Source organism: Kitasatospora sp. NPDC114501, from assembly GCF_055633695.1.
Genome location: NZ_JBVKDS010000002.1, coordinates 98,980 through 108,813, shown reverse-complemented (window position 1 = coordinate 108,813; position 9,834 = coordinate 98,980). Strand labels below are relative to the sequence as shown.

Annotated in this window: 9 protein-coding genes; 3 read left to right on the top strand and 6 right to left on the bottom strand. The window is 74.2% G+C overall.

Features of this window, described 5'->3' with window-relative positions; translation table 11 throughout:
- Positions 1-2,567 (bottom strand): class III lanthionine synthetase LanKC (gene lanKC / locus ACZ7RU_RS04055; protein ID WP_470339392.1); only part of this gene is annotated, 2,567 nt, incomplete at its 3' end.
- A 214-nt stretch (positions 2,568-2,781) separates the two neighbouring features.
- Here lanKC and ACZ7RU_RS04050 point away from each other — a divergent pair.
- Positions 2,782-3,429 (top strand): response regulator, encoded by a 648-nt coding sequence (locus ACZ7RU_RS04050; RefSeq protein WP_464335074.1) that lies wholly within the window; start codon positions 2,782-2,784, stop codon positions 3,427-3,429.
- A 38-nt stretch (positions 3,430-3,467) separates the two neighbouring features.
- On the opposite strand, the gene ACZ7RU_RS04045 is transcribed toward ACZ7RU_RS04050, so the two are convergent.
- The 4 genes from ACZ7RU_RS04045 to mca form a co-directional block, all read right to left on the bottom strand.
- Positions 3,468-4,448 carry an ArsR/SmtB family transcription factor gene (locus ACZ7RU_RS04045; RefSeq protein WP_470339391.1) on the bottom strand — a complete coding sequence of 327 codons (981 nt, stop codon included), beginning with the start codon at positions 4,446-4,448 and terminating at the stop codon, positions 3,468-3,470.
- Between the two features lie 309 nt (positions 4,449-4,757).
- Entirely contained in the window at positions 4,758-6,140 is a 1,383-nt protein-coding gene (locus ACZ7RU_RS04040) for a sensor histidine kinase (RefSeq protein ID WP_470339390.1), read from the bottom strand.
- A gap of 81 nt (positions 6,141-6,221) precedes the next feature.
- Positions 6,222-6,413, bottom strand: a complete 192-nt coding sequence (locus tag ACZ7RU_RS04035; protein ID WP_387749670.1) for a hypothetical protein — start codon at positions 6,411-6,413, stop codon at positions 6,222-6,224.
- 49 nt (positions 6,414-6,462) lie between these two features.
- Positions 6,463-7,368 (bottom strand): mycothiol conjugate amidase Mca, encoded by a 906-nt coding sequence (gene mca / locus ACZ7RU_RS04030; RefSeq protein ID WP_387749668.1) that lies wholly within the window; start codon positions 7,366-7,368, stop codon positions 6,463-6,465.
- A 244-nt stretch (positions 7,369-7,612) separates the two neighbouring features.
- Between mca and ACZ7RU_RS04025 the strand changes: the two genes are divergently transcribed.
- Together ACZ7RU_RS04025 and greA are read left to right on the top strand one after the other, a co-directional pair.
- Entirely contained in the window at positions 7,613-8,026 is a 414-nt protein-coding gene (locus ACZ7RU_RS04025) for a DUF4307 domain-containing protein (RefSeq protein ID WP_470339389.1), read from the top strand.
- Positions 8,027-8,392: 366 nt separating this feature from the next.
- Positions 8,393-8,893 carry a transcription elongation factor GreA gene (gene greA / locus ACZ7RU_RS04020; protein WP_387749662.1) on the top strand — a complete coding sequence of 167 codons (501 nt, stop codon included), beginning with the start codon at positions 8,393-8,395 and terminating at the stop codon, positions 8,891-8,893.
- 82 nt (positions 8,894-8,975) lie between these two features.
- On the opposite strand, the gene ACZ7RU_RS04015 is transcribed toward greA, so the two are convergent.
- Positions 8,976-9,833: an ABC transporter permease gene (locus ACZ7RU_RS04015; protein ID WP_470339388.1), complete on the bottom strand. Its 858-nt coding sequence runs from the start codon at positions 9,831-9,833 to the stop codon at positions 8,976-8,978.
- Between the last annotated feature and the right edge of the window lies 1 nt (position 9,834).

Genomic DNA, 9,834 nt, shown 5'->3' with positions numbered 1-9,834 from the left:
CACCTCCCCTCGCTGTCTCGCCGGGACGGGGTACCGGGCTCGGCCGGCTCCGGCGTCCACCCGTGGACCGGGTGGGCGCCGGGGAGCAGGCACTGCCCGGGGCTCTTGGCGGCGGCCAGCGCCAGCAGGGCGCCGGCTGAGCCGGTGGCCAGGTCGGTCGAGAGCCGGATCAGCTGGTCCCCGTGCAGGACGCTGCCGTCCTGGTGCGGGGCCAGGTGCAGCTCCACCAGCCGGAGTTGCTCCTCCGCCTCGGCCCGCCAGTGCGGCAGGCGGGCGGCGACCTGGAACAGGGTGTAGGCGAGCCCGGCGCGGCCGTTGAACAGCCCGCCCTGGACGACCACCCGGACCGCTCCGGCCCGGGCCGCGGCCTCCAGCACCCGGTCGGCGCCGAGGGTTTCGGCCTGGGCGGCGGGCAGGGCCAGGACGGCGAGCGCCACTCCGGCGGATCCCTCCGCCAGGTACGGCAGCAGCCGGCCCGAGCTGTACGTCTGGAGCATGTCGTCGACCAGCCGGCCGTGCCGCAGGTCGCAGCGGACGGCGCGCTCGGCGGCCTCCGCCCAGGCCTGGTCGCCGGTGAGGCGGGCGCAGCGGGCGAACAGCACCGCCGGTCCGGACCAGCCGCGCAGCAGCCCCGGCCGGTCCAGCAGCCCGGCCTCGCCGATCCGCCCGGCGGCCTTGGCTGCCAGCGCGAGCGCCTCGTCGGTCGCACCGGCCTCCAGCAGCAGGTGGGCGACGCCCGTCAAGCCGCCGTGCAGGCCGAGTGAGGCGGGCAACGGGCCGGCCAGCAGCCGGTCCACCACGTTCGGGGCGTCCGGGTGCCCGAGCCGGTGGAACAGCCAGCCGGCTCCGGCCAGCCCGTCGTACAGCCCGGCGGGCGTGTCCGCCGGGGCGCGCCGCACGGCGGCGGCGAGCCAATCCAGGTGCTCCTCGTCCGGTGCGGCCCCGGCCAGGTGCCGCGCGAGCAGCACGCCGGAGGAGCCGTACGCCAGCCCGAGCGCACCCCCGGGACGCAGCCCGGCGGCGTCGCCGGGATGGAGGCGGTCCTCCCGCCCGGGGGTCGCCGACCGGTCGATGCCGCGCAGCAGCGCCGCGGCGGTGAGCCCCGCCGGGGTGTCGGCCGCGGGCCCGCCCCCGAGGTGGGGGCGCAGCGCCGGGGAGAGGGCGAGCCGCTCCGTCATCCGCTCGACGAAGCCGGCGGGCACCGTCGGGAAGGACTCCGAGACGAGGTCGAGGAGCCCGGTGACGACGGCCGGGTTGCGCCTGGTGAGCGTGGTCAGCGAGACGAAGGCGGCGAGCTGGCAGCAGCCCAGCGCGAACAGGTCGGCGTCGCGGGCGTCGGTGATCGCCGGGTCCGTGAAGCCGGGGGCACCGAGGGTGCGCCGGCGCGGGGTGTCCAGTGGCGTCGCGAGTTCGAAGTCGATCAGGGCGACGGTGCCGTCCGGGCGGATCATGATGTTGCGGTGGTGGAGGTCGCCGAACGCGACCCCCTCCCGGTGCAGCGCCGCGACGCACTCCTCGACCAGCGCGAGCCGGGTGGTCGCGAGCCCGGCGAAGTCGGCCAGGGCCCGGGCGTCCGGCCGGTGCCGGGTGAGCGGGTACTCCCGGCCGAGCCAGGCGCTGAAGGACTCGCCCGGGATGTACTCCATCACCAGGTAGTGGTGCTCCCAGCTGGTGAAGTACTCGTACAGCTCCGGCACGAACGGCAGGTGGCCGATCCGCTCCAGGACGTCCCGCTCGACCAGCAGCCGGGCCACCGCGTCCGTCTCCGAGGCGTCCAGCCCGGCGTGCGGGCGGGCCTCCTTGATGACGACCTGCCGGCCGTCCTCGTCCTCGGCGAGGTAGACCCCGCCGGCGTTGGAGAAGTGCAGCGCCTTGACCACCCGGTAGCGGCCCAGCCCGGCACCCGCCTCGGCGGAGGCCGCGGCGATCCGCTCGGCCAGGAAGTCCGGGGTGGCGGCCCACTCCGGGACGGTGAAGCGCGGGCGCCGCGCGTCCGGCACCAGCCGGCCGTCCGGGTCCTTCACGGCGGGCACCCTGGTGCCGTCCGGCAGCTCGCACCACATCAGGGCGAACCCGCCGTAGCGCACCGAGACCGGGCCCTGGTTCCACCGCAGGTCGGACAGGACGTACGGGCCCGGGCGGCCGCCCAGCGCCTCGTCCAGCTCGGCGAGGACCGTCTCCAGCTCCGCGGCCGTTCGCGGGTAGACGGTGACGGCCTTGCCGCTGGCGGACCGGTCGGCGTACTTGGCGTTCGTCACCGCGAGCACCAACCGGCTGCGCAGGTACTTCCAGGGCAGCCCGAGCCGGCGGCACACCTGCCAGGCCGTCTCGATCGTCTCCTCGGCGGATTCCGGCGTGGCGCTGACGTGGACCTTCCAGCCCTGCTCCGGCAGGTCCGGGGAGCCGGGAGGTGCCAGCACCTCCCACACCCCCTGGGTGCGGCTGCGCCAGCCCTCGGGCAGCACGCCCCCGCCCGGCGCGAACCGGGAGTCCCGGTCGTCACACCGGTCCAGGGCGTCGTACCACACGGGGTCGGCAATCGCATACGACTCGTACTTCGCGTCCATTTCGCCGCCCGCCCCCTTTCCGCATTCCGCTGAAGCCCATTCCGGTCCACGCCCGAATTCTCGAACTTCCGGCGCCCCGTTCCGACAGGAACCATCCTTCCCTGACGCTCCGCCATGTGACAACGGTGTTAAGCGGGAACTGAATCCGGCACAGACCAGGCGGAATCCGGGCCATCACATCGGACCGGCCGAAAGCCCGTGCGACCATGACGCCATGAAGACGCGTGTCGTGATCGCTGACGACCAGGCGAACGTCCGCCAGGGGTTCCGGCACATCCTGGCGGCCCAGCCCGACATCGAGGTGGTGGCCGAGGCCGCGGACGGCCTGGAGGCCCTGGAGGCCGTCCGCGCCCTGCGGCCGGACGTCCTGCTGGTCGACATCCGGATGCCGGAACTGGACGGGCTGGAGGTCACCCGCCGACTGGCCGGCATCACCCCCGAGGTGAAGGTCGTCGTGGTGACCACCTTCGACCTCGACGAGTACGTGCACACCGCGCTGCGCAACGGCGCCTGCGGCTTCCTGCTCAAGCATTCGGGCCCGGCCCTGCTGGCCGAGGCGATCCGCTCGGCGGTGGCCGGCGACTCGCTGATCAGCCCGCAGATCACCAGCCGGCTGCTGCGCCACTTCACCGGTCCGCGCCGGGTCGACCGCTCCCCGGTCGAGCCGCTGACGAGCCGTGAGGAGGAGATCGCCGTCCTGGTCGCCGAGGGGCTGACCAACTCCGACATCGGCGCCGAGCTGTTCATCTCGCTGAGCACCGTGAAGACCCACCTGGCCAACCTCCAGCGCAAGTTGAAGGCCCGCAACCGGGTGGGCATCGCCACCTGGGCCTGGGAGTCGGGCCTGACCGAGCGCGGCTGAGCCGGCTCGCCCGGGGCCGGCCGCGCGCCCCGGACACCTCACCGCAGCGCCCGCGGACGGCCCTCGGTCCACCGCGGCGCCGCGCCGCCGACGTGCCGGACCTCCCCGCCCGACGCCGCCTCGCCCCGCAGCAGCGCCCGCCCCAGCGACGTGGTGGTGTGCAGCACGCCGTTGCCGCAGCGCCGGGTGTCGATCAGCCCGGCCGCCCGAAGCACGGCGGTGTGCTGGCTGACCGCCGAGGCCGTCACGCCGAGCCGGCCCGCCAGTTCACCGGTGGTGCCACCGTCCAGCACTGCATGGAGGACCGCCGCCCTGGTCCGGCCGACCAGGGCGGCCAGCGGCTCCTCCCCGCCGCGACGCGCGGGCTCCGCGGCCTCCGGCACGCCCGCCGGCACCGGACCACCCGTCCGGTCGGGACGCATCGCGAAGAGCAGCGTCGGGGCCTCGTCCGGCTCGTCCCGCCGGGGGCGGAGCAGCACCCCGGCGCCCTGCAGGAAGAGTGACGGCGCCAGCCTCAACCCCTTGCCCCCGAGGTCGAGTTCGACGTCCCGCTCGGAGGGGACCTCCAGGACCGGGGCGTTCCAGCGGATCTGCGGGTGCAGCGTGCCGAGCAGCGCGTCCACCCCGCCGCGGCCGGCGATCCGACGGCGGACGTCCCGCTCCGCCTCCAGCCGGGACCGGACGTCCGCCCAGCAGGGCCGCAGCGCCACCCGGTGGAACTCGCGGACCGCCGCGGCGACGTCGGCCCGCCGGACCAGCGGCTCGGCCCCACGCCCGGACGCCATGATCCGGCCATTCGCCCACACTCTCAGTACGTCCCGGAAACCACCGTTGGCTCCCGAAAGGCGACGCAGCCGTTCGGCCAGCACCGGCTGCCCGGCCATCTGCCTGCGGACCGCCCGCTGCCAGGGGCCGAAGAACTCCCCGCCGTTGCGCCACGCCTCCAGTGCCAGCACCGCCTCCATCTCCTGGTCGACATTTCCGGTAATTCGTACACGAGCCAGATCTTCGACAGACATGGCAATGCGAATCACAGGCTGGTCCCCCGCTCGGGGTTCTGCGGTCATGACGGCCCAGGGGAACCCCCGCTCCCTGATCGCCGTACGTCATCCTTGCCCGCGCCGAGGCCCGCCGCCATCGGCCGATCGGCCCATTCGATCTTCCGGACCGCCGGATCAGCCGCCCCCGCATGTGCCGAACGGCCTGGTCCGGCCCGTGAGCAGGCTCCGAACGCCCCACCGGCAAGCCCGGAGCCCCACCGGCAAGCCCGCCGACGGGCCGGGAACTCCGGCACCGGCAGGCCCGGAACGACGCGCCGACCGGCCCGGTCAGCCTCCGGGCCCCGCCTCGCCCTCCGTCGGGAGCACCGCCGCCACCCGCCAGCCGCCCGCCGGCCCCGGTCCCGCCGTCAGCTCGCCGCCGGCCGCCTCCACCCGCTCCCGCAGGCCCGCGAGCCCGAAACCCCCGCCCTCCCGCTCCGCCCCGCCCAGCGCACCGCCGGCACCACCCGTGCCACCCGTGCCACCCGCACCATCTGCACCACCCGTACTGCCAGCACCACCCTCGCCCCCGGAGTCCCCCGCCCCGCCCGGCGCCCCGTCGTCGGTGACCGTGACCCGCAGCGCCGACCGCTCCCCGTGCCGGGTCGCACCGACCTCGATCGCCACCTCCCGGGCCCCGGGCGCGTGCCGGCGGACGTTGGTCAGCGCCTCCACCACCAGCCGGTAGCCGAGCCCGCTGACCGCCGCCGGCAAGTCTGCCAGCTCGGCCTCGGCCGGCGCCTCCAGCCGCACCCGCGCGGAGCCGCTACGGGTGAACCGCTCGGCCAGCGCGGGCAGTTCGCTCAGGTCGCGGCGCAGACTGCGCCCACCGGGCCCGCCCGCCGCCGCCCGTGCCGTCCCCCCGGCCGCCGCCGGGTCCGCGACCGCGGCCCCGAACCGCCCGCGCGGCTCCGGGTCGCCGTCGTCCGCCGCGAAGACCTGCACGGTCCGGTCCATGGTGATCAGCGCCTGCCGGCCGGCCGCCTCGATCCCGGCCAGCAGCTCGACCACCTTCCGGGGGTCCTGCTGGGCCAGCACCTGCGCGGCCTGGGCCAGCACCACCACCCCGGTGACGTCGTGCGCGGCGAAGTCGTGCAGGTCGCGGGCCAGGTCCAGGCGCTGCGCCCGCCGTTCGGCCGCCACCGCGGCCCGGGCCCGGGTGTCCATCGAGCGCAGGTAGCAGCCCACCCCGACCACCGCGCAGGACAGCAGGGCCGAGGTCAGGCAGAGCTTGGTGGTCACGGAGGGCGGGGCCGGCGGGTCGGCCCACACCCCGATCCGCAGCGGCACCAGCGCCACCGCCACGACCAGCAGCGCGCCGTGGCCGAAGGCGGCCGCCGCCGGGGGCCTGCGCACCGCGGGGACGATCAGGGCCAGCAGCGCCACGGTCTCCAGCAGCCACCAGGACTCGATGGCGCCGGACGCCGGTCCGCGGTAGCCGGCGGTCACCAGCAGCGAGACGACGCCGGCGGTCAGCACCGCGGGACCCACCGCGCGCACCCGCCCCGGGGCCCAGAGCGCCGGGAACAACCCGGCCACCACCGTCACCACGGCGGAGCCGACGATCAGCGGCCCCGGGTCCCCCAGCCCCGCCGCCCCGGCCGCCAGCACCCCCGCCGCCGCCGTTCCGTACCCCACCCTGCGCACCACGGAGTGCCACGACCACGTCATGGTTCGGGATCCTACGAAGCCGGGCGGTCCGGCAGGGCGGCTTCGCCGAAGGCCGGTTCCCCGCGGGGACCGGCCTTCGGCTCACTCCTTCGGGGCCTCCGGCTGCTCGACGAAGTCGACCTTCTTGAACTGCTTGTTCATCGACTTGGCCAGGAACCAGGTCGCGACGCCCAGGGCGGCGAAGACGACGAAGCCGAGGAGGCCGGGGGTGACCTTGGCGTCGTCGACGGCGAGGTCAGCGGCGAGGTGGACGAGGTTCACGGAGGCGCTCATATCTCTATGGTGGCCCGGCTCACGCGGAGCCGGGCCATCGGGGGGTCGTTCAGTCGCGCGTGTCGGCGGCCTCGGCCGCCAGGGTGGGGGTGCGCAGGCCGGCGAACAGGTCGTCCTCCGGCAGGTCCACGTCGACCAGGGTACGGGCGAGCTCGTAGTCCTCGGTGGGCCAGACCTCCCGCTGGACCTCCAGCGGGACGCGGAACCACGGGCCGTCCGGGTCGATCTGGGTCGCGTGGGCGATCAGCGCGCGGTCGCGGGTCTCGAACCAGTCGCCGCAGCGGACCCGGGTGGTGATCTCGCGCTCCTTGCGGCCGCTCTTCTCCCAGCCCTCGATCCACTCGCCGTACGGCGACTCGTGGCCGTGCTCGGTGAGGTACTCGTGCAGGGCCCGGATGCGGCCCATCGGGAAGCCGTGGTTGTAGTACAGCTTGAGCGGCTGCCAGGGCTCGCCGGCCTCCGGGTAGGCGTCCGGGTCGCCCGCGGCGTCGAAGGCCAGCATGGTGATCTTGTGGGTCATGATGTGGTCCGGGTGCGGGTAGCCGCCGTTCTCGTCGTAGGTCGTGATGACCTGCGGCTTGAACTCGCGGATCAGCCGGACCAGCGGCTCCGCCGCCTCCTTGACGTCCTGGAGGGCGAAGCACCCCTCGGGCAGCGGGGGCAGCGGGTCCCCCTCGGGCAGACCGGAGTCCACGAAGCCCAGCCAGGCCTGCTCGACACCGAGGATCGCCCGCGCCTCGTCCATCTCCTTGCGGCGCACCTCGTGGATGTTCTCCTCGATGTACGGGTCCCCCTGGAGCTTGGGGTTGAGGACCGACCCGCGCTCGCCCCCCGTGCAGGTGGCCACCAGCACGTCCACGCCCTGCTCGACGTACATGGCCATGGTGGCCGCGCCCTTGCTGGACTCGTCGTCCGGGTGGGCGTGCACCGCCATCAGTCGCAACTGCTCAGTCAACGCCTTGCGTTCCTTCCACACTCGTCGGGCGTTCCGCGGAGTCCGGGTCCGCCCACCGTACGAACCGCTCACAACGGGACCGCGTCGCCGCGGGGCCGGGCCGCTGAACGTCTCCGGCGCGGCCGAGCCCTGCCCCCGCCGGACCGGCCGCGGGCGTGCCCCTCCTATAGTGACGGACTGGAGGAGCGTCGCATTCCCCCGCAGCACCCCGCGCGGCCCCTCCCCCAGGAGAGGACGGAGTCCGATGAGTGCAGACACCACCGCCACCGGTCTGCCCGAGGGGCGTTACGGCCGCGGTGGCGACCGTGACCCGGACCGCCGCCTGAAGGTGGTCGGCGCGGTCTGCGGCGTGCTCGGCCTGGGCCTGGTCGCCTGGCTGGGCGGCTCCTACCTGCTGCGCGAGTCGAAGATCAACGGCTCGGTGCCGACCTTCCAGGTGCTCTCCGACTCCGAGGTCCAGCTGCACCTCACCGTGCGCAAGGGCGACGGGCAGGCCGGCACCTGCACGGTCCGCTCGCAGTCCGACGACCACGCGGTGGTCGGGGTGGCCGACTTCCCGGTCCCGGCGGCCGGCTCCAGCTACGACGCGGTGGTCACCCTGCGCACCACCTCGCGCGGCACCACCGCCGAACTGCTGGGCTGCACCCCGGCCAAGTAGCGCGCCCCTGACGACGCGCCCGAGCGGCGCACCCGGCACCGTCCCGCGCCGAGCGGCGCGCACCCCGGGCGACACGCGCCCCGGGCCGCCCGCCCGCCCCCGGTAGCGCGCATATTCGATCCGGACAGCGGGCATCCGTAGAGGGTCCCGCACTCCGTTGCCGTACACCCCGGCGTAACGCCGCCGTCAACGGCACGCAAACGGCCCTCCCGCTTGTCAGCGGGACTTGTTAGGCTCGTGGTTTCGCCCCTTCCGCACCGGATGGTACGGGAGCGGGCGTTGCTTTGTAGTTGAGACCGATATCACCACCGACCCTGCTGACGACTCACACCCTCAGCACAGCCCCAGCACCTACGAGGAGCACCTGTGACCCAGACCAGTGAGAACGTGACCTGGCTCACTCAGGCCGGCTACGACCAGCTCAAGGCCGAGCTGGATCACCTGACCGGGCCCTGGCGCATCGAGATCGCCCAGAAGATCGAGGCGGCGCGCGAGGAGGGCGACCTCAAGGAGAACGCCGGCTACCACGCGGCGAAGGAGGAGCAGGGCAAGTACGAGCTGCGCATCCGCCAGCTGACCCAGCTGCTGGAGCGCGCCAAGGTCGGCGAGGCGCCGGCCGACTCGGGCGTGGTGGCCCCGGGCATGGTCGTCACGGTCGCCTTCGACGGCGACGAGGACGACCTCATGGAGTTCCTGCTCGCCTCGCGCGAGGTCGCGGGCTCCGACACCCTGGACGTCTACTCGCCGCAGTCGCCGCTGGGCCGCGCGATCGACGGCAAGAAGATCGGCGACGAGGCCACCTACGAGCTGCCGAACGGCAAGCCGGCCATGGTGAAGATCGTCAAGGTCGTGCCGCACGCCGGCTGATCCGGCCGCACGACACACACGAGGGCGGCCGCGGAAGTCCGGGACTTCCGCGGCCGCCTCGCACGTTCCGGACGGTGTCCGGTCAGGCGGTGGAGGAGCGGTACTTGCGCACCGCCAGCCAGGAGAACACCGCGGTGATCACGACCGACCACAGCACCGACACCAGCGCCGCGTGCTGCATCGGCCAGGCGTTGTCCACCGGCCCGATCTGGTTGCCGAACAGCACCCGGCAGGCCTGCACGGTGGCGCTGAACGGGTTCCAGTACGCGACCCCCTGGAGCCAGCCCGGCATCGAGGTGACCGGCACGAAGGCGTTGGACACGAAGGTCAGCGGGAACAGCCAGATCAGCCCGGCCGAGGTGGCCGCCTCGGGGCTGCGCACCGACAGCCCGATCAGCGCGCCGATCCAGGAGAAGGCGTAGCCGAGCAGGAGCAGCAGCGCGAAGGCGCCGAGCGCCTTGAGCGCGCCCTCGTGGATCCGCCAGCCGACCAGCAGTGCGACCAGCGCCAGCACGACCAGGGTGAACGCGGTCTGGCACAGGTCCGCGAGGGTGCGGCCGACCAGCACCGCCGACCGGGCCATCGGCAGCGAGCGGAACCGGTCCACCAGCCCCTTGCTCATGTCCTCCGCGATGCCCGCCGAGGCGCCGGCGACGGCGAAGGTGACGGTCTGGGCGAAGATGCCGGCCATCAGGAACTGGATGTACGTGTCCGAGCTGGAGCTCGCGCCGGGGATCTTGATCGCCCCGCCCATCACGTACGAGAACAGCAGCACGAACATGACCGGCTGCATCAGCCCGAAGACCACGATCTCCGGGATGCGGGTCATCCGGCGCAGGTTGCGCTTGGCGACCACCCAGGAGTCGTGCAGGGCGGCGGCGGCCCCCCGGCGCTGCCGGGGCATCGCCGGGCCTATGGCGTGCTCGGTGGCGGTGCCCATC